This window comes from Citrobacter sp. LJND-P06 (assembly GCF_058188415.1).
Genome location: NZ_CP187317.1, coordinates 2,080,716 through 2,107,213, shown reverse-complemented (window position 1 = coordinate 2,107,213; position 26,498 = coordinate 2,080,716). Strand labels below are relative to the sequence as shown.

Below are 26,498 nucleotides of genomic sequence, written 5' to 3'. Positions count from 1 at the left end.
TGCCATTAATGCTTGATAATATACAAGTTTTTAACGTAGATATTATCCATCGGGTCTTTACCGGTGTAACCGCCTACCCAGGGTTTCACCAGGCGCGCGTTAACGTAATAATATACCGGTACAATTGCAGAGTCTTTATCAAGTTGCTGTTCTGCTTTCGTGTACAGCTCAGTACGCTGCGCTTCGTCAGTGACTTTCAGCGTGTCGCCAATCAGTTTGTCAAACGCAGGGCTCTTATAGTGAGCGGTGTTGTTTGAACTGTTTGACAACATGGTATTCAGGAAGGATGTCGGTTCATTATAATCCGCACACCAGCCGGCACGAGACACATCAAAGGTTCCCTGATGACGCGTGTCGAGGAACGTTTTCCATTCCTGGTTTTCCAGCTTCACGTTAGCGCCCAGATTTTTCTTCCAGATGGAAGCCACCGCAATCGCCAGTTTTTTATGCAGATCGGAGGTGTTGTAAAGCAGGTCAAAGGTCAACGGCTTATCTGCGGTGAAGCCCGCTTCGGCCAGCAGTTTTTTCGCTTCTTCGTTACGTTTTTCTTGTGACCACTTAAACCACTCCGGCTCAACCAGTTTTGCGCCATCGGTGTATGGAGGGGTATAGCTATAGGCTGGCAGGTCGCCCTGATTTTTCACTTTGTTGACGATGATATCGCGATCCAGCGCCATTTTCAGCGCGGTACGAACGCGAACATCATTAAACGGTGCTTTCTGGTTATTGATTTCGTAGTAGTAAGTACACAGATAAGGATCGACGCGGACTTCATCCGGGATCTCTTTTTTCAGTTTCTGGAATAATTCAATCGGCATGTTGTTATAGGTCATGTCGATTTCGCCGCTGCGATAGCGGTTAACATCAGTAACTTCGGAAGAGATCGGCAGATAGGTGACCTGGTTAATGACGGTCTTGTCGTTATCCCAGTAGTTCGTATTACGCTCAAGCTCAATACGCTCGTTCACCACCCAATTTTTCAGTTTGTATGCACCGTTGGTGACAATGTTGGCGGGCTGAGTCCACTTCTCACCGAATTTTTCGACGGCAGCTTTAGGCACTGGAGAAACGGACGGGTGAACCAGCAGTTTATAGAAATAAGGCACCGGCTCGCTCAGGGTCACTTCGAACGTATTATCATCAATCGCTTTTACGCCGAGATCGGTCGATGGTTTTTTACCCGTGATAATGTCGTCGATATTGGCGATATGACCGTACTGGAGGTAGCTTGCATACGGTGACGCGGTATTCGGGTTGGCGAGGCGTTGCCAGCTATACACAAAGTCATGTGCAGTAACCGGCGTGCCGTCTGACCATTTTGCATTTTTACGCAGATGGAACGTCCAGACTTTAAAATCTTTATTTTCCCACTTTTCCGCAACACCTGCTGACGGATGTCCTTCGACATCGCTTATCAATAAACCTTCAAACAGATCGCGGCTAATGTTTGACTCCGGCACACCTTCAATTTTGTGCGGGTCAAGAGACTGAACTTCGGAACCGTTATTGCGCACCAGAGTTTGCTTATCGGAGAGTTGAACGCCGGCGGGAACGTCCGCAGCCATTGCAACATTTCCGGCGACCAGCGCAGTTAAAATCCCCGCAGCTACTAAACTTTTTTTTGTGATGTTAGACATTGTGTTTGTACTCCACTCATTATAATTACTGGCTTTTTAACCAGCCTGTTTAATCCCGTTTGGGTTTCTGTACAGCACCGGAGATTTTGCTGCTGTCAGTTCGTTTACTACGTTGCTATCACCGACTTTATTTATTTTGGCGATTCGTTTGATCGCCTTACGTCGATTCGGTCTACGCCTCCCCTGTCAGAGACGCGCTTTTATTCTGTAAACCACTTTATTGGCAATGGTTCTCAACAACGTGAGATCTTCTGAAATTATCTGGCCGGAAAGTACCAAATGCGTTTCTTAACCGCCAATACAATTTACAGATTTGTTAACCAATTCTCTTTTGTAGAAAAAACATGCCAGAATGAAGACATCATATGAGAACGTGATTTTTATAAAAACCCATTGTCATCAATGCATTATCTGGCACCCTATGCCTTTAACCCCCCAGGGCATCAGACAGAGGTTGAAATACACATAAACTTAACAACTGGTCATTATTTAGCACATTCATCTGGCGTGGCGCTGAAATAACTAATAACATTTCGATAATCCTTCATCAAGCCCCTTAGTATGATGTTAATAAAATAACAGCGAGACGCGAGACGTTAAGCCATAAAGATTGAATAAAATCCCGCTAAATCAACAGGAAAACAAATTTGAAAGTCCGCCATGTTGATTCTTTTTTCGCGTTAATTTTCAACGTGAGTGAGCGCTTTTACCAATGGCATGAAGGAAACGGAGTCAATATTGACTCCGTCTATATGAAAGATGGGTTAGCTGAGGAGGCCGGGGAAAATAGCTTTAAGGCCTGTTACGATGAACTCAATACCCAACGCCATCAACAGCAGGCCCATGATACGGGTAATGACGTTAATGCCGGTTTGTCCAAGCAATCGCACCAGCCACGGCGCCATACGGAATAAGCCCCAACAGCACAGCGCAAAAATAGCGATAGCAACGAAAAAACCCACCAGGTGCATAATGCTGTTATATCGTGTACCCCAGACTATCGTCGAACTGATAGCCCCCGGCCCTGCCATTAAAGGCAATGCCAGCGGCACAACACCGATGTTTTCACGTATTGCGGTTTCTGATTTTTCCTGCGTGTTCTGCTTATCTTCGCCCAGTTTCCCGCTGATCATCGACATTGCAATCGTGACAACCAGAATCCCACCCGCGATCCTGAACGAATCAATCGAAATCCCGAAGAGTTGCAAAATGCCGTCACCCAGGAAGAGTGAAGTCCACAAAATAATGGCCACCGACAAGTTGGCGGTCAGGTTTGTCTTGTTACGCGCCGCTGCCGTTTGGTAGCTGGTCATACTGATAAAGACAGGAATAATCCCAACCGGGTTAACCAGCGCAAATAACCCGATGAAAAATTTAAAGTAAACAGGAAAGTCAAATAACGTTTGGATCACGGTTAGCTCCGAAGCGTTAGCCGGATGAAGTTAGTCGTCAAAAATGGTAAAAACCGCGCTGAAGATACGCCTTTTAGCAGCATACTTCACCTCAAATCTGCACTATCTCTCTATATTCTCCACTGTTATTTATATGTATGGATTATGCTAATGTGGATATCATTCACCTCAACAATTCACCAACACAGGGTGTGAATTGCTAAAAGGGCCTGCTGAAAGGTGTCAGCTTTGCGTAATTTTGATCCAGATCACGTAATAACTACTCAGAAGTGAGTAATCTGGCTTCCGCCACCTGGACGTAATGCGCTAGAATCAATTAACGCTAACGCATAAGCTCTTTTAGTAAATCAGAGTAAAATGGACGTTAAGTAACCGTTTGATTTTTAGACTTTTATACAAACTTTCGTCGATCTGTCTATACTCTCGTATCGAGCAGATGATTTACTAAAAAAGTTTAACATTATCAGGAGAGCATTTATGGCTGTTACTAATGTCGCTGAACTTAACGCACTCGTCGAGCGCGTAAAAAAAGCCCAGCGTGAATATGCCAGTTTCACTCAAGAACAGGTTGACAAAATCTTCCGCGCCGCCGCTCTGGCCGCTGCTGATGCTCGAATCCCCCTCGCTAAGATGGCCGTTGCCGAATCCGGCATGGGTATCATTGAAGATAAAGTGATTAAAAACCACTTCGCTTCTGAATACATCTATAACGCCTACAAAGATGAAAAGACCTGTGGTGTGCTGGATGAAGACCACACCTTCGGGACTATCACCATTGCTGAACCGATTGGTATCATCTGTGGTATCGTTCCGACCACTAACCCGACGTCTACGGCTATCTTCAAATCATTGATCAGCCTGAAGACCCGTAACGCTATCATCTTCTCTCCGCACCCGCGTGCTAAAGATGCAACGAACAAAGCTGCCGACATCGTTCTGCAAGCTGCTATCGCTGCAGGGGCACCGAAAGATCTGATCGGCTGGATCGATCAACCTTCCGTAGAACTGTCAAACGCGTTGATGCACCACCCGGACATCAACCTGATCCTTGCTACCGGTGGGCCGGGCATGGTTAAGGCTGCGTACAGTTCTGGTAAACCTGCTATCGGTGTTGGTGCAGGCAACACGCCAGTGGTTATTGACGAAACAGCAGATATCAAACGTGCGGTAGCGTCCGTGCTGATGTCTAAAACGTTCGATAACGGCGTAATCTGTGCTTCTGAACAGTCTGTTGTTGTTGTTGACGCCGTATACGATGCCGTTCGTGAACGTTTCGCCAGCCACGGCGGCTACATGCTGCAAGGTAAAGAGCTGAAAGCCGTTCAGGACATCATCCTGAAAAATGGCGCGCTGAACGCAGCAATTGTTGGTCAGCCGGCGTACAAAATCGCTGAACTGGCTGGCTTCACCGTACCAGAAACGACCAAGATTCTGATCGGCGAAGTGAAAGTGGTTGACGAAAGCGAGCCGTTTGCTCACGAGAAACTGTCACCTACGCTTGCAATGTACCGCGCTAAAGATTTTGAAGACGCCGTACTTAAGGCAGAGAAACTGGTCGCCATGGGCGGTATCGGTCACACCTCTTGCCTGTACACCGACCAGGATAACCAGCAGGATCGTGTCAACTACTTCGGTCAGATGATGAAAACCGCGCGTATCCTGATCAACACCCCGGCTTCTCAGGGTGGTATCGGTGACCTGTACAACTTCAAACTCGCACCTTCCCTGACTCTGGGTTGTGGTTCCTGGGGTGGTAACTCCATCTCTGAAAACGTTGGTCCGAAACACCTGATCAACAAGAAAACCGTTGCTAAGCGAGCTGAAAACATGTTGTGGCACAAACTTCCGAAATCTATCTACTTCCGTCGTGGCTCACTGCCAATCGCACTGGATGAAGTGATTACCGATGGTCACAAACGTGCGCTGATCGTAACTGACCGCTTCCTGTTCAACAACGGTTACGCAGACCAGATTACCTCTGTTCTGAAAGCCGCTGGCGTTGAAACTGAAGTGTTCTTTGAAGTTGAAGCTGACCCGACGCTGAGCGTAGTTCGTAAAGGCGCAGAGCTGGCTAACTCCTTCAAACCAGACGTTATTATCGCTCTGGGTGGTGGTTCCCCGATGGACGCCGCGAAAATCATGTGGGTCATGTACGAGCATCCGGAAACTCACTTCGAAGAACTGGCGCTGCGCTTTATGGATATCCGTAAACGTATCTACAAGTTCCCGAAAATGGGCGTGAAAGCGAAGATGGTTGCTGTCACCACCACATCCGGTACCGGTTCTGAAGTGACCCCGTTTGCGGTGGTTACCGACGACGCTACAGGTCAGAAATATCCGCTGGCTGACTATGCGCTGACGCCGGACATGGCGATTGTTGACGCCAACCTGGTTATGGAAATGCCGAAGTCTCTGTGTGCCTTCGGTGGTCTGGATGCGGTAACTCACGCGCTTGAAGCTTACGTTTCTGTACTGGCTTCTGAGTTCTCTGACGGTCAGGCTCTGCAGGCGCTGAAACTGCTGAAAGATAACCTGCCAGCGTCCTACAATGAAGGGTCTAAAAACCCGGTAGCACGTGAGCGTGTACACAGTGCAGCGACTATCGCCGGTATCGCGTTTGCTAACGCCTTCCTGGGTGTATGTCACTCCATGGCGCATAAACTGGGTTCTCAGTTCCACATTCCTCACGGTCTGGCGAACGCCCTGCTGATCTGTAACGTTATTCGTTACAACGCAAACGACAACCCGACCAAACAGACGGCATTCAGCCAGTACGACCGTCCGCAAGCGCGTCGTCGTTATGCTGAAATCGCCGATCACCTGGGTCTGAGTGCTCCTGGCGACCGTACCGCAGCGAAAATTGAAAAACTGCTGGCATGGCTGGAAAGCCTGAAAGCGGAACTGGGTATTCCTAAGTCCATCCGCGAAGCGGGCGTACAGGAAGCTGACTTCCTGGCTAACGTGGACAAACTGTCTGAAGATGCGTTCGATGACCAGTGTACTGGCGCTAACCCGCGTTACCCGCTGATCTCTGAACTGAAACAGATTCTGATGGATACCTTCTACGGTCGTGAATTCAGCGAAGGTGAAACTGCAGCGAAGAAAGACGTTGCCGCAGCAGCACCGAAAGCTGACAAAAAAGCGAAAAAATCTGCTTAATTTGCTCACGTAAATATCAGCAAATCGCGAAAACGGTCCCTCTGGGGCCGTTTTTTTTATACTTTTTATAGATGGCCACCCGATGCACAATGGGTATCAAGACTGATGCCATCATAGACGGACAATGCGCGGGGTCTTACCGGGGAACGTCAGAGAACAACGGGAGAAGAGGTTTCAGGGCAGACGTGGTTTGTGATAGCCATCAACCTACCCTGTTTGTTTCATTGCGTACAGGGAGCCTGTATTAGTCGTATCGATGCTTTTCCTGAATAGATGTCAAAGACCCTACCTCAAGCGCTTCTTTGTAATGCTTACGACATACGGAAACGTAGCGTTCATTGCCGCCGATAACGACCTGCTCACCTTCATTATAAGGTCTGCCAGCCTGATCAAGGCGTAAAACCATGCTCGCTTTACGGCCACAAAAACAGATGGTTTTTAATTCCACCAGTTTGTCCGACCAGGCAAGCAGGTATTGGCTACCGCCGAACAGATCACCCCGAAAATCTGTACGTAATCCATAACACAGAACCGGAATATCAAGTTGGTCAACGACCTCTGATAATTCGTAGACCTGCTCGCGGGTCAGAAACTGACACTCATCAACCAGTACGCAGTGGATTGGCTGTTGCGCGTTATCCGCACGAATCTCTTCAAACAGTGATGAATTCTGGTTAAACAACTTAGCGGGTGAGGACAGCCCAATCCGTGAACTGACTTTTCCGGCACCATAGCGGTCATCAATTTCCGCCGTATACACGACGGTGCGCATCCCACGTTCCTGATAATTGTATGAAGATTGCAGCAATGCAGTCGACTTACCCGCATTCATTGCCGAATAGTAGAAATATAGCTGTGCCATTAGCCGCAGGCCCCCACCTGAGAGAAATAAAAATCCGGGGGATTCTATCATAATTTTCGAACCTGTCGGCCTCAGGAATTGTATACACGCCTGACGTCACAGTCTTGTTCAGATGACTACCCACATTCATTGCAGGCACGCACAGATATTGTTCTAAAGCGACTTTCCGTGTTTCTGTCATGATGTTGGTGAATAAATTGAAGTATATATAAGCGTTAACAAACGCCCCCGGTGATATATCCGCCATACATAAGGTTGCCCCTTCGTCAGCAATACCTCGCTTCCGGCGGCTCAACTCGACGCTGCCAGTATATCCTGGGGTCAACCTCTGGGGATGAATGAGTAACAAGCCAGGGCTCATCCGGGCCGACCTCTGATTGTTAAGATCCCTGCTGGCGAATTTGACGCACGTTGCTGACGTCCTGTACCCCGAATTATTTAGGATATACGCCCTCTTCGCAATTTGTGCTTTAGACATTCATCAACTTTACTTAACATCCGCTTCATTATCTAAACCCTGTACTTATTGTTACTGTTCCTCATATCTACCTCAAAGTAATAGGTGAATTCGGTAAGCAAAACTAATACAAAAGGTTGAAATTACTGCAATGAGATACTATTGCTACACGATAAAATGTGACTCTAATCGCTGAAGTTTAGCCCCCTGCCCGGAGTAACATCGCAACCAATAAGCTCTTTTTTGTGCGTCCCTTCAAGAAAAATTTAAGTTCGGATATTTAAATGCTGTCGTAAATAAAGAGCAATTTTGAATTCCTTACATTACTGGCTATTGCACATCTGAATTTATCGCTCTATTATTAGCTCAACAAACCACCCCAATATAAGTTTGAGATTAAAAAAATGAGCGAAGCACTTAAAATTCTGAACAACATCCGTACTCTTCGTGCGCAGGCAAGAGAATGTACCCTTGAGACGCTTGAAGAAATGCTGGAGAAATTAGAAGTTGTTGTTAACGAGCGCCGTGAAGAAGAAAGCGCTGCCGCTGCTGAAGTTGAAGAGCGTACCCGTAAACTGCAACAGTATCGTGAAATGCTGATTGCTGACGGCATTGACCCGAACGAGCTGCTGAATAGCATGGCTGCTGTTAAATCCGGCGCCAAAGCTAAGCGTGCTGCACGTCCTGCTAAATATAGCTATGTTGACGAGAACGGTGAAACTAAAACCTGGACTGGCCAGGGTCGTACACCGGCTGTGATCAAAAAAGCAATGGAAGAACAAGGTAAACAACTGGACGATTTCCTGATTCAGGAATAATTCGTTACCTGTTTGCTTAAAATCCCGCCAATGGCGGGATTTTTTTTGGGGGTACTTTACCCGTCGTCACCTTACTGGCGAAAAAAACGGCGCTGAGTGTTCAGCGCCGTTTTTTCGGGATTTATACCGTCTGGCTTACTTCTTAATACCCATTTCTTCTTCAAGCCATGCTTTAAATTCAGCACCCAGGGTATTATGGCGAATGCCATATTCTACAAATGCCTGCATGTAACCTAATTTATTACCGCAGTCATGGCTTTTGCCTTTCATATGGTAAGCTTCGACCGTCTCTTTTTCGATCAGCATATCAATCGCGTCGGTGAGCTGAATTTCATCCCCGGCACCTGGAGGCGTTTTCGCCAGCAGTGGCCAAATATCAGCGCTCAGAACATAACGTCCCACGACGGCCAGATTAGATGGCGCAACGTCTGCTTTCGGTTTTTCAACAACACCGACCATTGGCACGCTCTCGCCCGGCGCTAACTCTACGCCCTTGCAATCGACCACACCGTACGCGGTAACGTCAGCAACGGGCTCTACCATGATCTGGCTGCTACCGGTTTCGTCATAGCGACGAATCATTTCAGCCAGGTTATCCCGGGACAAATCAGATTCAAATTCATCAAGAATCACGTCCGGCAGAATGACCGCAACAGCTTCATCACCAACGACCGGATGCGCGCACAATACGGCATGACCCAAACCTTTCGCCAGCCCCTGACGAACCTGCATAATGGTCACATGCGGCGGGCAAATAGATTGCACTTCTTCCAGCAACTGACGCTTAACGCGTTTTTCCAGCATCGCTTCCAGCTCAAAGCTGGTATCGAAATGGTTTTCAATTGAATTTTTGGAAGAGTGGGTCACCAGCACAATTTCAGTGATGCCAGCAGCAATACATTCGTTTACGACATACTGAATTAATGGCTTATCAACCAGCGGTAACATCTCTTTCGGGATGGCTTTCGTCGCCGGCAACATCCTGGTTCCTAAACCCGCAACCGGGATAACGGCTTTTCTGACTTTCGTATTAAGGGCAGCCATTTAAATTCTCCTGGACTGTTCATTTATTGAACGTGTTCATCAATCTGCATCGCATCCGAGTATATCAGTCGTGGAACAAACCCCAACGCCGAAAAGGACGCGCGTTCGTATAATTAAGATAAATTCGCAAAAACCTGGCGCTGATAGTAGCACCCGAAGTGTAAAGCAGGTATGTCAATTTCAGTCCGCCTTCTCGTTTGCTCATTCCGCAGACAACATAAGGCGAAGCCGTCCTCCTGCCCCCCAAATTTGACACTGCCAGGATTCACAGCGCTGGCTTAATTGGTTTAGATAAGTATTACCTAACGTCCCTAACGGGACGCCATTACTGATCTGTACCTGATGCGTTGGTGTATTTAACGTCGCGTTCAGTCCGGCAGAAACCAGGGTCAGATTTTTAAGCCCACAATGGTAATAACCGACTAATAGCGGAAACTGTCCCGGTAAATTGGCTTGCCGCAGCAGATGATTAACTTGTTTCAGCAGTGTACCTAATTCGGGTAAGCGATGATCCTGATGCGTCAGTTGTTCCTGTAACAGACCATTAAATAACGCCCGCAACAGTAATGCCGCCAAAACGCCATTATCGCCAGCACGCGTGACATCAAGACAATAAAAGGCAAGGTCACTGTCAGATAGCGGCGCAATATCGAGCACCAGACCGGGTTGGTCGGCGGTAACGAGTTGGCGATAATTTACCCGACAATGAGAAATAACCTGCTGAACCGGCGGCTGTAGTTCCTGCAGTAATTTTGCCGCTGCCGGTGGATTATCGACCAGCGCATCCCAATCGCGAAACAGACGTTCCTCTTCTTCGACCCTGGAATTAAACATATTGGGATAAAGGCAGGCGAAAACGGCTTGCTTCAGACGGTTAAGATCTTTCACTGGCTTAAGCAACACGTCCTCAACCCCCAGACGTAGCGCTTTAGCAATGTCCGCCATATTTTCTGTCGCGGAAATCACCAGAATCGGCGTCTGGTCGCCACGGTTACGCATATGCTCAACCAGTTTGAGCCCATTCATTCTCGGCATGGCGATGTCGCAAATCATCAGGTCGGGGGTGAATGTACTGAGTAATTCCAATGCATCCAGACCGTCTGCGGCTACCGCTGTCGTCGCTCCCAATGAGGAAAACCAGGAATCGAGAAGCGAGCGAAAAACAGGCTCGTCTTCAACAATAAGAATCTGTTTTCCGACCAATGGCTGCGTCATGTTCTCTCCCCTGACTGGCTTTAATCAATAGTGGCATGCTATTGCCACTCGTGCCTGTCAGATTTTGCTTAAGTGTTCGTAAAAGGTGTGTCAAACGTCGGTACGCACCAAGGGTAAAAGCTCGTCCATCTTTTTCTCGACCGCCAACTGCCCTGCCGCAATGGCGGCATTGGCACGGTGGAAGTCCAGAGTGGATATCTGCGGACAAAACGGTTGGATCAGTATATCCGGCGGGTCGCCCGCCATTCGGTTGCGCTTAAGTCTGTTTTCCAGCACCTGAATCGAGGTTGTCATGATCTCCATGGCCGTTGGCGCGCTTTCGACGCGTCGGGAGGTCATGTTGCTCAGACGCTCTTTCAAACGTGCATGCCAGGAAAGCGTATCCTCGCTGTCATCATCGTCATTACTGACATTAAAAGAGAGAAGGTCTTGCTGCATGAGGTGCGCATCGTGCTGAAGGTCGACGGCAATAACAATGTCGGCCCCCATCGCGCGAGTCAGAGAAACAGGAACAGGGTTAACCACCGCGCCATCGACCAGCCAGTAACCATTATGGGACACCGGCGACATCAGGCCAGGCATACTGCAGGAGGCGCGCACCGCCAGGTGTAGATCGCCCTCGGTAAACCACAACTCCCGGCCGGTGCTGAGATTGGTTGCGACGGTGCCAAAACGGCGAGTACAGTGTTCGAAATCGTCGGCGGGCATGATCTCGCGGTATTGGTTGAATACGCGTTCACCCCGCAAGAGTCCGCCTTTACCCCAGGACAAGTCCATCAGGCGTAGCACATCCCAGTAGCTGAATGAGCAAACCCACTGCTCAAGCGCGGTCAATTTATTACAGGCATAAGCGGCGCCAACAAGCGAGCCAATGGAGCATCCCGCAACGATATCGATATCAATGCCCATGTGCTTTAGCGCCTTGATAACACCGATATGGGACCACCCTCGTGCTGCGCCGGAACCTAGCGCCAACCCTATTTTAATTTTTCTCATTGTCACGAAAGACTTCCCATGGCTTCAAGACGTGGCAACATCGCCACGGCTCAGTTAACATAGTGCTACCCAGGCGTTTGTACGCCGTTTTTTTTATTCCAGGGAGATGATTGTGTCTCAGCTTTGTCCCTGCGGCAGCGATGTCGAGTATAGCCTATGTTGCCGCCCTGTTGTGTCCGGTGAGCAAGTAGCACTCGATCCGTCACAACTCATGCGTTCTCGCTACTGCGCTTTTGTGATGAAAGACGCAGATTATTTAATCAGAACCTGGCATCCCTCCTGTGGCGCGGCAGCGTTTCGCGACGATATCAGCGCCGGATTTGCCCACACGGAGTGGCTGGGTCTGACCGTTTTTGAACACAGTTATTCTGAAACGGACAATACAGGCTATGTCAGCTTTGTCGCCCGCTTTTCCGAGCAAGGAAAAACAGGTGCCATCATTGAGCGTTCTCGTTTCTTAAAAGAAAACGGCCAATGGTATTATATTGATGGTATACGTCCTCAGTTTGGTCGAAATGATCCCTGCCCTTGCGGGTCAGGTAAAAAATTCAAAAAGTGCTGTGGTTAAACACATCTGACAGCGACGAAACAGCAAACACTCTCAACAGGATTTTCCCGGCAATGCATTCACTACAACGAAAAGTTTTGCGTACTATCTGCCCCGATCAAAAGGGCCTCATCGCACGTATCACCAACATTTGTTACAAGCACGAATTAAACATTGTGCAAAACAATGAATTTGTTGACCACCGTACCGGTCGCTTTTTCATGCGCACCGAACTGGAAGGCATTTTTAATGACTCCACGCTGCTCGCCGATTTGGACAGCGCGTTGCCGGAAGGTTCCGTTCGCGAACTGAATCTGGCTGGACGTCGCCGCGTTGTTATTCTGGTCACCAAGGAAGCACATTGTCTGGGCGATCTGTTAATGAAAGCCAACTATGGTGGTCTGGATGTTGAGATCGCCGCCGTCATTGGCAACCACGAAACGCTGCGCTCACTGGTTGAACGTTTTGAAATCCCGTTCGAGCTGGTGAGTCATGAAGGATTAACGCGCGAGGAACACGACCAGAAGATGGCGGATGCCATTGACGCGCATCAACCTGACTATGTGGTGTTGGCGAAGTATATGCGCGTTTTGACGCCTGAGTTTGTTTCGCGTTTCCCGAATAAAATAATCAACATTCATCATTCGTTCCTGCCTGCCTTTATTGGTGCGCGTCCTTATCACCAGGCCTATGAGCGTGGCGTCAAAATCATTGGTGCAACTGCGCACTATGTGAATGACAACCTGGATGAAGGCCCCATCATCATGCAGGACGTGATTCATGTGGATCACACCTACACGGCGGAAGACATGATGCGCGCCGGACGCGACGTAGAGAAGAACGTATTGAGCCGCGCACTGTATCAGGTGCTGGCTCAGCGCGTGTTTGTTTACGGCAACCGGACGATTATTCTTTAATCGATAGATAAATTAATTGGTTACCTTTACGTCTTTACGCGTAAAAATCAGGCGATTGGTTTATTTTTATCAACGGAATGCTTTACAGTGGCGCGTCATTTGATATGATGCGCCCCGCTTCCCACAAGGAAGCAGGCCAGTAACCAGCATTACCCCGTGGTGGGGTTCACGAGCGATCATAAGGGAGCTGACTGCAAATCTGCCGTCATCGACTTTGAAGTTCGACTCGAGCATAGCGAGAGAGCGTTACCGCAGGTAACGATAATCCTTCAAGCTATGAAACACCAAACCCTGTGGTGGGGTTCCCGAGCGGCCAAAGGGAGCAGACTGTAAATCTGCCGTCATCGACTTCGAAGGTTCGAATCCTTCCCCCACCACCATCTCAACGCTCAAGCATCATACCCCTGGCGGGGTTCCCGAGCGGCCAAAGGGAGCAGACTGTAAATCTGCCGTCATCGACTTCGAAGGTTCGAATCCTTCCCCCGCCACCATCACTTCCTGATTGAACCCATATATATTCAAATTTCAGTGCCCTATATTCTGCCCATGCGGGAAGGATGAGAAGCTTCGATCAAGGTTCGATTCGAGCGCAGCGACGCAGGTAACATCGCCTTTGCCCGGTGGCACGTCGTTTACCGAGCCTACAAGACCGCCATCATGTAGGTCGGATAAGCGCAGCGCCATCCGACAATTCAGGTAGCACTGTGCCCATAAAAAAACCCCGCCGAAGCAGGGTTTAACCTTACATCACACACCGATCAGCGGCGCGCGCGCACGACCTGATATTTACGCGTCAGATACTCAACTGGCGCACTCCAGATGTGTACCAGACGTGAGAACGGGAATAACAGGAACAGCGTCATCCCCAGCACCAGATGCAGACGGAAAATGAATGCCACACCCTCCAGATGCGCTGACGCCCCACCGTGGAAGGTCACCACAGACTGCGCCCAGCCGACCAGTTTCATCATCTCGCTACCGTCCATATGCTGAACAGAGAACGGGATGGTCAGCAGACCCAACGCACACTGAATCACCAGCAGAGAGAGGATCAGAATATCCGCACCGGTGGTGGTTGCACGTACGCGTGGGCTGAACAGACGGCGTTTGAGCAGCAACACACCCCCGACGAGGCACATCAGGCCCGCCGCACCGCCACCAATCATCGCCATCTTCTGCTTCACCTCAATCGGTAGCCAGGCTTCATACATCCAGTGTGGCGTCAGCATACCAAGGAAGTGACCGGCAAAAATGCCCAGGATCCCGAAGTGGAACAGGTTGGAGGCCATATTCATGCCTTTGCGATCCAGCATCTGACTGGAGGCGGCACGCCAGGTGTACTGACCGTAGTCATACCGCAGCCAACTGCCAATCAGGAACACCGACCCGGCAATGTACGGGTAGATATCAAAGAAGAACATATTCAGGAAGTGCATTAGTGCTGTCCTCCGGTGGTGATATTCAGATATTGCGGCGCAACGGCACCGGCAAAACGACGCTGGTGAGCGGAGATTTCAGATTCGCCGCAGCCCTTATCGGCAAAGAATTTCACCTGTTCTTCTTCCCAGACCGCATCCAGCGCCTGCGGCGTATCGTCGCGCACTTCATCGGCAATTTTTTCGGCCACTTTATCGCTGTCGATAGCCGTGTTTGCCAGTTTCAGCAGCAGATCGAACAACACCGCATAACGACTTTCACGCTGTTGCAGACGCGCGCCCAGTAGCGCCAGAATCGGCGCGATATCCTGCAAACCGCCCAGCGCGTCGTGCTTCGGCAACTGTGCCAGATACTCCAGATACAGCGGCAGATGATCCGGCAACTCGCGACTGTCGAGTACCAGGCCGTGCTGCTCGTACTGATTCAGCAGATCAACCATCGCCTGACCACGATCGCGGGATTCTCCATGCACATGTTCAAACAGCAGCAGAGACGTGGCACGACCACGGTCGAACAGCTCGCTGTAGTTTGCCTGCACATCCAGCATGTCCTGCGCGGTGACGTCTCGCAGGAAGACGCACAGGGTTTGAGCATCTTCTTTATCCAGGTTTTCAGATGACGCGAGTGCATCGAAAAGTTCCTGCTGATGCTGCCAGAGGGCAGCATCCGGGTACTCGAGCAGGCGCGAAACAATGACGAGTTCAATCATGAGTGCGGCTCCGTTTTGCGGGTCACATCGACAGCATCGATGCGACGGCTGTTGAACAAGTTGAGTTTGGTATCGGAACCGTGGCAACCGTCGCCGAAGGTAAAGCCACAACCGCTTTTCTCCGGGAACGCATCACGCGCCAGCTCACGATGACTGCTCGGCACCACAAAACGATCTTCGTAGTTGGCAATCGCCAGATAACGGTACATCTCCTGGGCTTGCGCTTCGCTTAAGCCCACCTCTTCCAGCGCACGGGTATCGACTTTGCCGTCAACGGTTTCCGCTCGTTTATAGTGACGCATCGCCAGCATCCGTTTCAGCGCCAACAGCACCGGCTGGGTATCGCCTGCGGTCAGCAGGTTCGCCAGGTACTGAACCGGAATACGCAGGCTGTCCACGTCCGGGAGAATGCCGTTACTGCCCAGTTCTCCGGCATCCGCCGCAGACTGAATCGGTGACAGCGGCGGCACGTACCAGACCATCGGCAGCGTGCGGTATTCCGGATGCAGCGGCAGCGCCAGCTTCCAGTCCATCGCCATTTTGTAGACCGGCGACTGTTGCGCCGCGTCAATCACGCTCAGCGGAATACCGTCTTTCTGCGCCTGTTCAATGACCGCCGGATCGTGCGGGTCAAGGAAGACGTCCAGTTGACGCTGATACAGATCTTTTTCGTTCTCGGTGCTGGCCGCGCTTTCGATGGCATCGGCGTCATACAGCAGCACGCCGAGGTAGCGGATACGGCCGACGCAGGTTTCCGAGCAGACGGTCGGCTGACCGGCCTCGATACGCGGATAGCAGAAAATGCACTTCTCGGACTTACCGCTCTTCCAGTTGAAGTAGATTTTTTTGTACGGGCAGCCGGTGATGCACATGCGCCAGCCGCGGCATTTGTCCTGATCGATAAGCACAATGCCGTCTTCTTCACGCTTATAGATGGCACCGCTCGGGCAGGTCGCCACGCACGCCGGGTTAAGGCAGTGCTCACACAGACGCGGCAGGTACATCATGAAGGTGTTTTCGAACTGACCGTACATCGCCTTCTGCATGTTTTCGAAGTTCTGGTCTTTGGCGCGTTTTTCAAACTCGCCCCCCAGAATCTCTTCCCAGTTTGGCCCGCTGGTGATTTTGTCCATCCGCTTACCGGTAATCAGTGAGCGTGGACGCGCGATCGGTTGATGTTTGCTTTCCGGCGCGGCATGCAGGTTCTGGTAGTCGTAATCAAACGGCTCGTAGTAATCATCGATGCCCGGCAGATGCGGGTTCGCGAAGATTTTACCGAGCAACATCGCACGGTTGCCCATGCGCGGCTGCAACTTGCCGTTGATTTTGCGGATCCAGCCGCCTTTCCATTTTTCCTGGTTTTCCCAGTCATTCGGGAAGCCAACGCCGGGTTTGCTTTCCACGTTGTTGAACCAGGCGTACTCCATGCCCTCACGGCTGGTCCAGACGTTTTTACAGGTGACTGAACAGGTGTGGCAACCGATGCACTTATCGAGATTCAGCACCATGCCGACTTGTGAACGAATTTTCATTTTACGCTCTCCTGTACCTGGTCATTGCCTTCGCCATCCAGCCAGTTAATGTTCTTCATCTTACGCACCACCACAAACTCATCGCGGTTTGAGCCGACGGTACCGTAGTAGTTAAAGCCGTAGGCCAGTTGCGCGTAGCCGCCAATCATGTGGGTTGGCTTCGGTGTAATACGGGTGACCGAGTTATGGATCCCGCCGCGCTGTTGGGTGATTTCTGATCCCGGCAGGTTAACGATACGTTCCTGCGCGTGGTACATCATGGTCATCCCGGACGGTACGCGCTGACTGACCACCGCACGCGCGGTCAATGCGCCATTGCTGTTGAAGACTTCGATCCAGTCGTTATCTTCAATGCCCAGATCTTTGGCATCGGTTTCGCTCATCCACACAATCGGGCCACCACGCGAGAGCGTCAGCATCAGCAGGTTGTCGCTGTAGGTGGAGTGGATCCCCCACTTCTGGTGCGGCGTCAGGAAGTTAAGCGCTTTCTCCGGGTTGCCGTTCGATTTCTCGCCCATCACGGCTTTCACCGAACGGGTATCAATCGGCGGACGGTAGACCAGCAGGCTTTCACCAAAATCACGCATCCACTGGTGATCCTGATACAACTGCTGGCGACCCGACAGCGTACGCCATGGGATCAGCTCATGAACGTTGGTGTAGCCTGCGTTGTACGAGACATGTTCGTCTTCCAGACCGGACCAGGTCGGGCTGGAGATGATTTTACGTGGCTGGGCCTGAATATCGCGGAAGCGGATTTTTTCCTCTTCTTTGTTCGTCGCCAGGTGCGTGTGGTCGCGACCGGTAAACTCGCTGAGCGCCGCCCAAGCTTTCACCGCCACATGACCGTTGGTTTCCGGTGCCAGGGTCAGGATCATCTCTGCCGCATCAATCGCCGTGTTGAGCATCGGCTGGCCTTTCGCCGGGCCGTCTGCCTTGGTGTAATTGAGCTTACGCAACAGATCCATTTCGCTCTGGGTGTTCCAGGCAATCCCTTTACCACCGTTACCGATTTTCTCCATCAACGGGCCGATAGAGGTGAAACGCTCGTAGGTCGCCGGATAGTCACGTTCAACGGTCATGATGTGCGGCGCGGTTTTACCTGGGATCAGGTCACATTCGCCTTTTTTCCAGTCCTTCACATCCAGCGGCTGCGCCAGTTCGGCGGCCGAGTCGTGCTGAATTGGCAGCGTCACGACGTCGGTTTCTTTACCTAAATGGCCAACGCACACTTCTGAGAATTTCTTCGCGATGGCTTTGTAGATGTCCCAGTCGCTTTTCGATTCCCAGGCCGGGTCAACGGCGGCGGAGAGCGGATGAATAAACGGATGCATATCCGAGGTATTCATGTCGTCTTTTTCATACCAGGTGGCGGTCGGCAGCACGATGTCAGAATAGAGACAAGTGCTTGAAAGACGGAAGTCCAGCGTCACCACTAAATCCAGTTTGCCGTCAAGACCGTTATCCTGCCATTCCACCTCTTCGGGTTTTACGCCGCCCTGCTGACCGAGATCTTTCCCCTGAATACCGTGCTCAGTACCCAGCAGATATTTGAGCATGTACTCGTGACCCTTACCGGAAGAACCGAGCAGGTTAGAGCGCCAGATGAACAGGTTACGCGGATGGTTTTTGCCGTTTTCCGGCTGTTCGGCGGCAAAACGAATCGAACCTTCTTTCAGGGATTTAACGGTGTAATCCACCGGCGTCATACCGGCTTTCTTCGCCTCTTCAGCGATAGTCAGCGGGTTAGTGCCTAACTGTGGTGCGGACGGTAACCAGCCCATCCGTTCAGCGCGAACGTTAAAGTCGATCAGATGACCGCTGTAGCGGGATTTATCCGCCATCGGCGACAACAACTCCTGCGCGGTGACCGTTTCATAACGCCACTGGCTGGAGTGGTTGTAGAAGTAAGATGTACTGTTCATATGACGCGCCGGACGCTGCCAGTCGAGGGCAAACGCCAGCGGCTGCCAGCCGGTTTGCGGACGCAGTTTTTCCTGACCGACATAGTGCGCCCAACCGCCGCCGCTCTGGCCGATACAGCCACAGAACACCAGCATGTTGATAAGCCCGCGATAGTTCATATCGAGGTGATACCAGTGGTTCAGGCCAGCACCGACGATAATCATCGACCGGCCATGCGTTTTGTCTGCGTTGTCGGCGAACTCACGGGCGATACGGGTGATCTGCGTACGCGGCACACCGGTAATTTGCTCTGCCCACGCCGGGGTGTACGCCTTGATATCGTCGTAACTGGTCGCGCAGTTTTCGTCGTTCAGGCCGCGTTCCAGACCATAGTTGGCCATCGTCAGGTCATAAACAGTGGTCACCAGCGCAGAGGTGCCGTCTGCCAGTTGCAGGCGTTTTACCGGCAGTTTATGCAGCAGAACATTTTCCAGTTCCACTTTATTGAAGTGCTCGGTGCCCTCGCCGCCAAAGTACGGGAAGCCGACATCGGCAATCTCGTCCTGGCTGCCCAACAGGCTGAGCTGCAGTTCGGTTTCCTGGCCCGTCGTCCCGTCGCGTTGTTCGAGGTTCCATTTGCCTTTTTCGCCCCAGCGGAAACCGATAGAGCCGTTCGGTGCCACCATGTCGCCGTTATTGTTGATGGCGACCGTTTTCCATTCCGGGTTGTTTTCCTGGCCGAGCGAATCCACCAGATCGGCAGCACGCAGCATACGACCTGCCGCGTAATACCCGTCACGCTGTTCCAGCATCACCAGCATTGGCATATCGGTGTAGCGGCGGACGTAATCGGTGAAATACTGGCTCGGGTTGTCGAGGTGGAATTCGCGCAGCATCACGTGGCCCATTGCCAGCGCCATTGCCGCATCGGTTCCCTGCTTCGGTGCCAGCCACAGATCGCACAGTTTGGCGATTTCGGCGTAATCCGGTGTTACCGCAACGGTTTTCGTCCCTTTGTAGCGGACTTCGGTGAAGAAGTGGGCGTCCGGGGTACGGGTCTGAGGAACGTTTGAGCCCCAGGCGATGATATAGCTGGAGTTGTACCAGTCAGCCGATTCCGGTACGTCGGTCTGTTCGCCCCAGGTCTGTGGAGAGGCTGGCGGTAGATCGCAGTACCAGTCGTAGAAGCTCAGACAAGTACCACCAATCAGCGAAAGGTAACGTGCGCCAGACGCGTAAGAGACCATCGACATCGCCGGGATGGGCGAGAAGCCAGCCACGCGATCCGGGCCATAGGTTTTGACGGTATAGACGTTGGATGCCGCAATCAGCTCATTCACTTCCTGCCAGGAGGAGCGAACAAATCCACCGCGACCACGCGCTTGTTTGAAGCTTTTGGCTTTATCGGCGTCTTCAATGATAGAGGCCCACGCATCAACCGGGTCGCTGTGCAGTTTTTTCGCTTCACGCCACATCTTCATCAGACGTTTGCGCATCAGCGGATATTTGAGGCGGTTAGCGCTGTAGAGATACCAGGAGTAGCTCGCGCCGCGTGGACAGCCGCGCGGTTCGTGGTTTGGCATATCCGGGCGGGTACGCGGGTAGTCGGTTTGCTGGGTTTCCCAGGTCACCAGGCCGTTTTTCACATAAATTTTCCAGCTACATGAGCCGGTACAGTTTACCCCATGGGTTGAACGCACCACTTTGTCGTGCTGCCAACGTTGGCGGTATCCATCCTCCCAGTCCCGGTTGGTTTCGAGAAGCTGGCCGTGCCCATCGGCAAAGGTTTCGCCCTTCTGCTTGAAGTAGCGAAAGCGGTCCAGGAATTTACTCATCGGTTCTCTCCTGTGGGAGCCTGACGGCTCTCTGATAAATCGACATTGCTTTAAGAGCGAAGGTAACGCTCTGAAAGGGCGTCAGAATTGATAACGATCAAGGCGGGTGGGGTTGAAAATCAGAGTGAAATCAATGACTACCCCCAAAGTGGGATGACAGAATTCAGAGTAACAAATTGAAATTAAAGAATATTTTTGAACACCCATGATTATTGCAGGCTGGTTTCTTTACAAGTGGGTATTAAGGGGTATGCCCCTGCCCGACATAACACATGATCATGCCGCTTTTCTGCTCCCACGGTTCAAACACTAAAGTATGTTGTAACTAATTTAGGGCAAAAAAAAGCGCGGTCTAACGCCGCGCAAAGGATAATCAAACCGTACTTTTTATTTTTTAGAATGGCGTCCGTATACCATCCAGGTGATGACCACACAGGCGATATAGAAGATGAGGAACACTTTCATTGCGCCGACGGGCGTGCCGGTTAGCGCCAGTGAAGTGCCAAATGCTTTCGGGATAAAGAAGCCGCCAATCGCGCCAATCGCCGAGATAAAGCCCAGCGCAGCCGCCGTGTCAGTCGCCGCTTCACGCATCGCTTTCTCTTCAGAACCACCCTCTGCTTTGACCCTGTCCATGGTTAGCTTACGGAAAATAACGGAGATCATCTGGAAGGTTGACCCACTCCCAAGCCCGGCCGTCATGAACAACGCCAGGAACACAACGAAAAAGGCGATAAAACTGCCCCCTGTTCCGTTTGTCGGCAGAGTCAGAAACAGCAGCGCGCTAAAGATGGCCATCAGGACAAAGTTAACCAGCGTAACGCGCGTCCCGCCTAAACGATCGGAGATAGCGCCCCCGGCGGAACGTGCCAGTGCGCCAATAAACGGGCCGAAGAAGGCATAATGCAGGATCTGCACGTCCGGGAATTGCGTTTTCGACAGCATGGCAAACCCGGCGGAAAAACCGATAAATGAGCCAAAGGTCGCCAGATACAGCAGGCTCATAATCCACAAATGACCCCGTTTGAGTACCGGCAACTGCGCCTTGAGAGAGGCTTTCGAGGTCGCCAGTTCATTCATGCCGAACCAGGCGGCAAGGGTGAAAATGGCGAGGAACGGCACCCAAATCCACGCCGCATTCGCCAGATACAACTGAGAGCCGTCCGGCTGTTCCACACCGTGGCTGCCAAACACGGCAAAGATAGACAGGGAAACCACCAGCGGTGCAACCAGTTGCATCACGCTGACGCCCATATTACCCAGCCCGCCGTTCAAACCCAGCGCGCCGCCCTGTTTTTGTTTCGGAAAGAAGAAGCTGATGTTGGCCATACTGGAGGCGAAGTTTGCCCCGGCAAAACCACACAGCAGTGAAATCACGATGAACGTACTGAACGGCGTGGAGGTATCCTGTACCGCAAAACCTAACCACACGCACGGGATTATCAGGATCCCGGTGCTGAACGCCGTCCAACGGCGACCGCCAAACAACGGAACCATAAAGGAGTATGGCACGCGTAATAATGCACCCGAAACGGAGGGTAATGCCGTTAACATAAAGAGCTGATCGGTGGTGAAGTTAAAACCCACCTTAGGCAAATTTACCGCAACCGCACTGAACAGCATCCATACACAAAATGCCAACAGCAGGCAGGGAACGGAAATCCACAGGTTTCGACTAGCGATCCCCTGACCACGCTGTTCCCAGAATGCCGGATCTTCCGGTCGCCATTCGGTAATGACTGCGCCTGATGCCCCTTCCGGGGCGGATGAGTGACTCATAGACACCTCTGATACTCGATTCGATATCTGCCACATTAGGGTTTACAGCCGGGGGTAAGTTGATATAAATCAAAGGAAAATGCGTCATTATTGATGCCCAAAAATCATCATTACCCTAAGTGAGTAGGCATTTTCGATAAAAAAGATGTGGTTTTTCACGGCACTGTCGGGGCATTCCCCTCACCCGTAAATCCCTCTTCCTTCCATGGCAATTAAGAGGTAACTCGTTGTGGGTATGGGTATACTCCAGGGTATAGCCGAGAATAACGCCATTGCCGCTATATCCCGGCAACATCATCATTCATTAAGGCTTTCCACAGACAGGAAGCGAAGGCCCGAAGGACGCAGTCACATGTTTAAACGTTGTTTCTCCCCGCTCACGCTGGTTAACCAGGTAGCGCTTATCGTCATGCTCTCCACCGCCATTGGCCTCGCCGGTATGGCGGTCTCCGGCTGGCTGGTTCAGGGGGTACAAGGCAGTGCTCACGCCATCAACAAAGCCGGGTCGCTACGTATGCAGAGTTATCGCCTGCTGGCGGCGGTGCCGTTGGATGCCAGCGATCAAAAATGGCTCGATGAGATGGACAATACGGCATTCAGCCCGGAGCTAACCCGTGCGGCAGAACGTGACGGGCAGCAGGAACAACTTAAAGCGCTACAGAATTACTGGCACAACGAACTGTCGCCAGGATTACAAAAAGCACAGAGCGCACATGCCGTCGCGGAGGATGTCAGCCGCTTCGTCACCGGACTGGACAGACTGGTAACGGCCTTCGACCATACCACTGAAATGCGTATTGAGCGCGTGGTCATGGTACACCGGGTGATGGCGGTGTTTATGGCGCTGCTGCTGGTCTTCACGATCCTCTGGCTGCGCGCCCGTCTGCTTCAACCGTGGAAACAGTTACTGTCGATGGCCCGCGCCGTCAGCCAGCGCGATTTTACGCAGCGCGCCCACATTAGCGGTCGCAATGAGATGGCCGCGCTGGGAAGCGCCCTCAACAATATGTCGGAAGAACTGGCCGAAAGTTATGCGGTGCTGGAACAGCGAGTCCAGGAAAAAACAGCCGGGCTGGAGCATAAAAACCAGATCCTCTCCTTCCTGTGGCAGGCGAACCGCCGTCTGCATTCACAGGCGCCGCTGTGTGAGCGGCTGTCGCCCGTTCTCAATGGTTTGCAAAATTTAACCCTGCTGCACGATATTGAGCTGCGCGTTTATGACTTCGAAGATGAAGACAATCATCAGGAATTCACCTGCCAGTCTGACGCCAGTTGCGACGATAAGGGCTGTCATCTCTGCCCTCGCGGTGTTCTTCCGGGTATTGAAGGGGGAACGCCCCTGAAATGGCGACTGACCGACGCCCATACCCAGTACGGAATTCTGCTGGCCACGTTGCCGCAGGGGCGCCATCTGAGTCACGATCAGCAGCAACTGGTCGACACGCTGGTCGAGCAACTCACCGCCACGCTGGCGCTGGACAGGCACCAGGAGCGCCAGCAGCAATTGATTGTCATGGAAGAGCGTGCCACCATTGCCCGCGAATTGCATGATTCGATCGCACAATCGCTCTCCTGCATGAAAATGCAGGTCAGTTGTCTGCAGATGCAGGGCGATGCATTGCCAGAGAGCAGCCGGGATCTGCTGAGTCAGATCCGCAACGAGCTGAATGCCTCGTGGGCGCAGTTACGTGAGCTGTTAACCACCTTCCGTTTACAACTGGCGGAAGCCGGACTTCGGCCTGCACTGGAGTCCAGTTGCCAGGAATACAGCGCCCGGTTTGGCTTTACGGTTAAGCTTGATTACCAGTTGCCGCCCCGGCTGGTGCCTTCACATCAGGCCATTCACCTGTTGCAAATTGCCCGCGAAGCGCTCAGTAACGCCCTCAAGCATTCACATGCGGATGAAGTGGTCGTGACCGTGGAGCAAAATGGCAATCAGGTTAAACTGACCGTCCGGGATAACGGCTGCGGCGTACCGGAAAATGCAGAACGCAGTAATCACTATGGCATGATTATTATGCGCGATCGTGCCCAAAGTTTGCGCGGCGATTGCCGTGTACGCCGCCGTGAGACGGGCGGCACAGAAGTTTCCGTCATCTTTATTCCCGAAACTCACTTCAAAGACGTTCAAGGAGATACCCATGAATAATCAGGAACCCGCGACCATTCTACTGATCGACGATCATCCGATGCTGCGTACCGGTGTAAAGCAGCTTGTCAGTATGGCGCCCGATATTAGCGTGGTGGGCGAAGCCAGCAACGGTGAACAGGGTATCGAACTGGCGGAATCCCTTGACCCTGATCTGATCCTGCTTGACCTGAATATGCCGGGGATGAACGGGCTGGAAACGCTCGACAAACTGCGTGAAAAAGCGCTATCCGGGCGGATCGTGGTGTTTAGTGTTTCCAACCATGAAGAAGATGTCGTGACGGCGCTAAAACGCGGTGCGGACGGTTATCTGCTCAAAGACATGGAGCCGGAAGATCTGTTAAAAGCCCTGCAACAAGCGGCGGCAGGCGAAATGGTGCTGAGCGAAGCCCTGACGCCCGTGCTGGCGGCCAGCCTGCGCGCCAACCGCGCAACGTCCGATCGTGACGTGACCCAACTGACGCCACGTGAACGCGATATTCTGAAACTGATCGCCCAGGGTTTGCCAAACAAGATGATTGCCCGTCGCCTCGACATTACCGAAAGTACGGTAAAAGTGCATGTGAAGCATATGTTGAAGAAGATGAAACTGAAATCCCGCGTTGAAGCCGCCGTATGGGTGCATCAGGAACGTATTTTCTGATTACTCTTCCGGGAGCAGTTGCCAGCGAGGGTCATTCTCCGGCATCGCCATAAACGGCTCGGTCAGTGATAGCGTGACCTCATTGGAAGAGACGCGCTGGCCCTGCTCGTCTTCGATGACCACCGAGAGCCGCCAGCGGTTTGTCGCCCCTTCAAGACTGTCCCAGGCCGGCATAATGATGGTCCAGCCCTCTGTGCTGTCGGCGCTGGCGCCCGCCGTCAGGCTCAGCGCATGTGTGTCTCCCTGCCACGTCACATGCCGAATCCCGTGCAGGCTGCGCACCTGCAGTTTGAGCGGCACCGTTTCGCCCGGCTGAAGATCCCAGGGCGGCGTCGCCAGAAATACGGTCAACGTTTTGCGTTGCCGGTACTCCATCGTCGGCAGATTGTTACGCTGCGGCGTATCATACCGGCTTCCGCGCAGCGATTTGCTGTCTGCCACTTCACTGGCCGCCAGTTGTTTTTTAAGCGGTACGCCAAAGCGATAGTTGAGGTTCAGGCCAAGATTATTTTGACTCACCCCGCTTTCACCCTGTTTATGCTGGGCTGTCACGGTCACCAACGGCACCGGCGTATAATTTAATCCCAGTTTTACCGCTACCGGATTATGAAAACCCGTACCGGAATCGAAGAGATCCACACTGTCGCCAAAGTACTGCTCAACGCTAACGCTGGTGTTGAGATACTGATAAAACGGCATCCGCATTTGCGCCGTAATATCGTATCCCGGCGCCATGCGCTGTTCGACGGTCGGTGAATTCTCGCGCCAGGACGCAAAGGGTTGATAATAGTTAGCAGAAAGCCGCAGATTTTCGCCCCATGCTTCAGCCCCAACACCAGCACGCTGCAAATTCTCATCTAACAAATTGTCGTAAAAGGTGTTGTATCCCAGTAGCCAGCCATCGTGCGCCCAGCGCTGCCCGATACCGACATTGCTGACCAGTCCATCGTCCTGCTGGGTGAATCCCAGTTGGCTCCAGGTGAGATAACGCGTGTTATCCTGCCAGGGGATAAACCAACTGCCGCGACTGCCGTTGAATTTCCCCTCGTTGTCTATTTGCATATCCACACTGGCATTGCCCCACGGCGAAAGCCAGGTTTCCAGTTGATGATTTACCTCTTCACTGACCACATCACGCACCTGTCCGAGCGCGAACTGCCGTGCCTGTTCGCCTGTGTCCAGGCCGTTATCCGTCATGCTCGCTTCGCCAAACGCTTTGACCACCTCAGCGAAGTGCTTTTCGCCGTCAGCGGACTCTGGCGCCATGCCTAAATCAGGCAGGCCATCATGATTGTTGTCAAAGGGGTTTTCCGCCTGCTGGATATACGAAGACTGGGCACTGGCAATACCGCCTGCCAGCAGCAAGAGTAACGGGAGGGGAAGTAAACGCAAAACACTACGGCTCAAATCGTCAACGGTTTCTTACATCAGTGTATTCAGATATC

18 protein-coding genes and 2 tRNA genes are annotated in these 26,498 nt (G+C 51.9%); 8 read left to right on the top strand and 12 right to left on the bottom strand.

Annotation, left to right across the window (positions count from 1 at the left end; all coding sequences use genetic code 11):
- Nucleotides 1–5: 5 nt before the first annotated feature.
- Complete coding sequence (gene oppA, locus ACO7SM_RS10095; protein WP_490470686.1) at nt 6–1,637, bottom strand: oligopeptide ABC transporter substrate-binding protein OppA; 1,632 nt, start codon at nt 1,635–1,637, stop codon at nt 6–8.
- Nucleotides 1,638–2,401: 764 nt separating this feature from the next.
- Nucleotides 2,402–3,049 carry a YchE family NAAT transporter gene (locus ACO7SM_RS10090; RefSeq protein WP_490470685.1) on the bottom strand — a complete coding sequence of 216 codons (648 nt, stop codon included), beginning with the start codon at nt 3,047–3,049 and terminating at the stop codon, nt 2,402–2,404.
- 477 nt (nt 3,050–3,526) lie between these two features.
- Between ACO7SM_RS10090 and adhE the strand changes: the two genes are divergently transcribed.
- Nucleotides 3,527–6,208, top strand: coding sequence for a bifunctional acetaldehyde-CoA/alcohol dehydrogenase (gene adhE / locus ACO7SM_RS10085; protein WP_490470684.1), 2,682 nt, complete (start codon nt 3,527–3,529; stop codon nt 6,206–6,208).
- Nucleotides 6,209–6,452: 244 nt separating this feature from the next.
- On the opposite strand, the gene tdk is transcribed toward adhE, so the two are convergent.
- Nucleotides 6,453–7,070 (bottom strand): thymidine kinase, encoded by a 618-nt coding sequence (gene tdk, locus ACO7SM_RS10080; protein ID WP_490470683.1) that lies wholly within the window; start codon nt 7,068–7,070, stop codon nt 6,453–6,455.
- Between the two features lie 861 nt (nt 7,071–7,931).
- Between tdk and hns the strand changes: the two genes are divergently transcribed.
- Entirely contained in the window at nt 7,932–8,345 is a 414-nt protein-coding gene (gene hns / locus ACO7SM_RS10075) for a histone-like nucleoid-structuring protein H-NS (RefSeq protein ID WP_162382834.1), read from the top strand.
- Between the two features lie 135 nt (nt 8,346–8,480).
- On the opposite strand, the gene galU is transcribed toward hns, so the two are convergent.
- The 3 genes from galU to rssA all read right to left on the bottom strand — a co-directional run bounded on the left by galU (nt 8,481) and on the right by rssA (nt 11,600).
- Nucleotides 8,481–9,389, bottom strand: coding sequence for a UTP--glucose-1-phosphate uridylyltransferase GalU (gene galU, locus ACO7SM_RS10070; protein WP_490470682.1), 909 nt, complete (start codon nt 9,387–9,389; stop codon nt 8,481–8,483).
- Nucleotides 9,390–9,590: 201 nt separating this feature from the next.
- Complete coding sequence (gene rssB, locus ACO7SM_RS10065) at nt 9,591–10,604, bottom strand: two-component system response regulator RssB (RefSeq protein ID WP_490470681.1); 1,014 nt, start codon at nt 10,602–10,604, stop codon at nt 9,591–9,593.
- Between the two features lie 90 nt (nt 10,605–10,694).
- Nucleotides 10,695–11,600, bottom strand: a complete 906-nt coding sequence (gene rssA, locus ACO7SM_RS10060; RefSeq protein WP_490470680.1) for a patatin-like phospholipase RssA — start codon at nt 11,598–11,600, stop codon at nt 10,695–10,697.
- Nucleotides 11,601–11,712: 112 nt separating this feature from the next.
- On the opposite strand from rssA, the gene ACO7SM_RS10055 reads away from it, so the two are divergent.
- The 4 genes from ACO7SM_RS10055 to ACO7SM_RS10040 all read left to right on the top strand — a co-directional run bounded on the left by ACO7SM_RS10055 (nt 11,713) and on the right by ACO7SM_RS10040 (nt 13,555).
- Nucleotides 11,713–12,168: a YchJ family protein gene (locus ACO7SM_RS10055; RefSeq protein WP_490470679.1), complete on the top strand. Its 456-nt coding sequence runs from the start codon at nt 11,713–11,715 to the stop codon at nt 12,166–12,168.
- A gap of 53 nt (nt 12,169–12,221) precedes the next feature.
- Nucleotides 12,222–13,064 carry a formyltetrahydrofolate deformylase gene (gene purU, locus ACO7SM_RS10050; protein ID WP_162382838.1) on the top strand — a complete coding sequence of 281 codons (843 nt, stop codon included), beginning with the start codon at nt 12,222–12,224 and terminating at the stop codon, nt 13,062–13,064.
- A gap of 295 nt (nt 13,065–13,359) precedes the next feature.
- Nucleotides 13,360–13,444, top strand: a tRNA-Tyr gene (locus ACO7SM_RS10045).
- Nucleotides 13,445–13,470: 26 nt separating this feature from the next.
- Nucleotides 13,471–13,555: transfer RNA gene (locus ACO7SM_RS10040), tRNA-Tyr, on the top strand.
- Between the two features lie 267 nt (nt 13,556–13,822).
- On the opposite strand, the gene narI is transcribed toward ACO7SM_RS10040, so the two are convergent.
- The 5 genes from narI to ACO7SM_RS10015 form a co-directional block, all read right to left on the bottom strand.
- Complete coding sequence (gene narI, locus ACO7SM_RS10035; protein ID WP_490470678.1) at nt 13,823–14,500, bottom strand: respiratory nitrate reductase subunit gamma; 678 nt, start codon at nt 14,498–14,500, stop codon at nt 13,823–13,825.
- The gene (narJ, locus tag ACO7SM_RS10030; RefSeq protein ID WP_490470677.1) at nt 14,500–15,210 is read right to left on the bottom strand and encodes a nitrate reductase molybdenum cofactor assembly chaperone; all 711 of its coding nucleotides are present in this window, start codon (nt 15,208–15,210) and stop codon (nt 14,500–14,502) included. Before narJ ends, narI begins: the two co-directional genes overlap by 1 nt.
- A complete protein-coding gene (gene narH, locus ACO7SM_RS10025) occupies nt 15,207–16,742 on the bottom strand; it encodes a nitrate reductase subunit beta (RefSeq protein ID WP_490470676.1) in 1,536 nt (511 codons plus the stop codon). The genes narJ and narH overlap by 4 nt, the downstream gene beginning before the upstream one ends.
- A complete protein-coding gene (locus ACO7SM_RS10020; RefSeq protein ID WP_490470675.1) occupies nt 16,739–20,482 on the bottom strand; it encodes a nitrate reductase subunit alpha in 3,744 nt (1,247 codons plus the stop codon). The genes narH and ACO7SM_RS10020 overlap by 4 nt, the downstream gene beginning before the upstream one ends.
- A gap of 387 nt (nt 20,483–20,869) precedes the next feature.
- Nucleotides 20,870–22,261, bottom strand: a complete 1,392-nt coding sequence (locus ACO7SM_RS10015) for a NarK family nitrate/nitrite MFS transporter (RefSeq protein ID WP_490470674.1) — start codon at nt 22,259–22,261, stop codon at nt 20,870–20,872.
- A 352-nt stretch (nt 22,262–22,613) separates the two neighbouring features.
- Here ACO7SM_RS10015 and narX point away from each other — a divergent pair, with 352 nt between their 5' ends.
- Nucleotides 22,614–24,410 (top strand): nitrate/nitrite two-component system sensor histidine kinase NarX, encoded by a 1,797-nt coding sequence (narX, locus tag ACO7SM_RS10010; protein ID WP_490470673.1) that lies wholly within the window; start codon nt 22,614–22,616, stop codon nt 24,408–24,410.
- Nucleotides 24,403–25,053: a two-component system response regulator NarL gene (narL, locus tag ACO7SM_RS10005; RefSeq protein WP_079804583.1), complete on the top strand. Its 651-nt coding sequence runs from the start codon at nt 24,403–24,405 to the stop codon at nt 25,051–25,053. Before narX ends, narL begins: the two co-directional genes overlap by 8 nt.
- Here the strand turns inward: narL and ACO7SM_RS10000 are convergent, their stop codons facing one another.
- A complete protein-coding gene (locus tag ACO7SM_RS10000; RefSeq protein WP_490470672.1) occupies nt 25,054–26,460 on the bottom strand; it encodes a YchO/YchP family invasin in 1,407 nt (468 codons plus the stop codon). It abuts the gene before it with no gap.
- Between the last annotated feature and the right edge of the window lie 38 nt (nt 26,461–26,498).

What these genes read in the sequence shown, in the direction of transcription:
- purU (WP_162382838.1), top strand. Translation starts at nt 12,222, where the DNA reads ATGCATTCACTACAACGAAAAGTTTTGCGTACTATCTGCCCCGATCAA.
- rssA (WP_490470680.1), bottom strand. Translation starts at nt 11,600, where the DNA reads ATGAGAAAAATTAAAATAGGGTTGGCGCTAGGTTCCGGCGCAGCACGA.
- narI (WP_490470678.1), bottom strand. Translation starts at nt 14,500, where the DNA reads ATGCACTTCCTGAATATGTTCTTCTTTGATATCTACCCGTACATTGCC.
- rssB (WP_490470681.1), bottom strand. Translation starts at nt 10,604, where the DNA reads ATGACGCAGCCATTGGTCGGAAAACAGATTCTTATTGTTGAAGACGAG.
- ACO7SM_RS10015 (WP_490470674.1), bottom strand. Translation starts at nt 22,261, where the DNA reads ATGAGTCACTCATCCGCCCCGGAAGGGGCATCAGGCGCAGTCATTACC.
- narX (WP_490470673.1), top strand. Translation starts at nt 22,614, where the DNA reads ATGTTTAAACGTTGTTTCTCCCCGCTCACGCTGGTTAACCAGGTAGCG.
- hns (WP_162382834.1), top strand. Translation starts at nt 7,932, where the DNA reads ATGAGCGAAGCACTTAAAATTCTGAACAACATCCGTACTCTTCGTGCG.
- ACO7SM_RS10020 (WP_490470675.1), bottom strand. Translation starts at nt 20,482, where the DNA reads ATGAGTAAATTCCTGGACCGCTTTCGCTACTTCAAGCAGAAGGGCGAA.
- galU (WP_490470682.1), bottom strand. Translation starts at nt 9,389, where the DNA reads ATGGCTGCCCTTAATACGAAAGTCAGAAAAGCCGTTATCCCGGTTGCG.
- oppA (WP_490470686.1), bottom strand. Translation starts at nt 1,637, where the DNA reads ATGTCTAACATCACAAAAAAAAGTTTAGTAGCTGCGGGGATTTTAACT.
- narJ (WP_490470677.1), bottom strand. Translation starts at nt 15,210, where the DNA reads ATGATTGAACTCGTCATTGTTTCGCGCCTGCTCGAGTACCCGGATGCT.
- narL (WP_079804583.1), top strand. Translation starts at nt 24,403, where the DNA reads ATGAATAATCAGGAACCCGCGACCATTCTACTGATCGACGATCATCCG.
- tdk (WP_490470683.1), bottom strand. Translation starts at nt 7,070, where the DNA reads ATGGCACAGCTATATTTCTACTATTCGGCAATGAATGCGGGTAAGTCG.
- adhE (WP_490470684.1), top strand. Translation starts at nt 3,527, where the DNA reads ATGGCTGTTACTAATGTCGCTGAACTTAACGCACTCGTCGAGCGCGTA.
- narH (WP_490470676.1), bottom strand. Translation starts at nt 16,742, where the DNA reads ATGAAAATTCGTTCACAAGTCGGCATGGTGCTGAATCTCGATAAGTGC.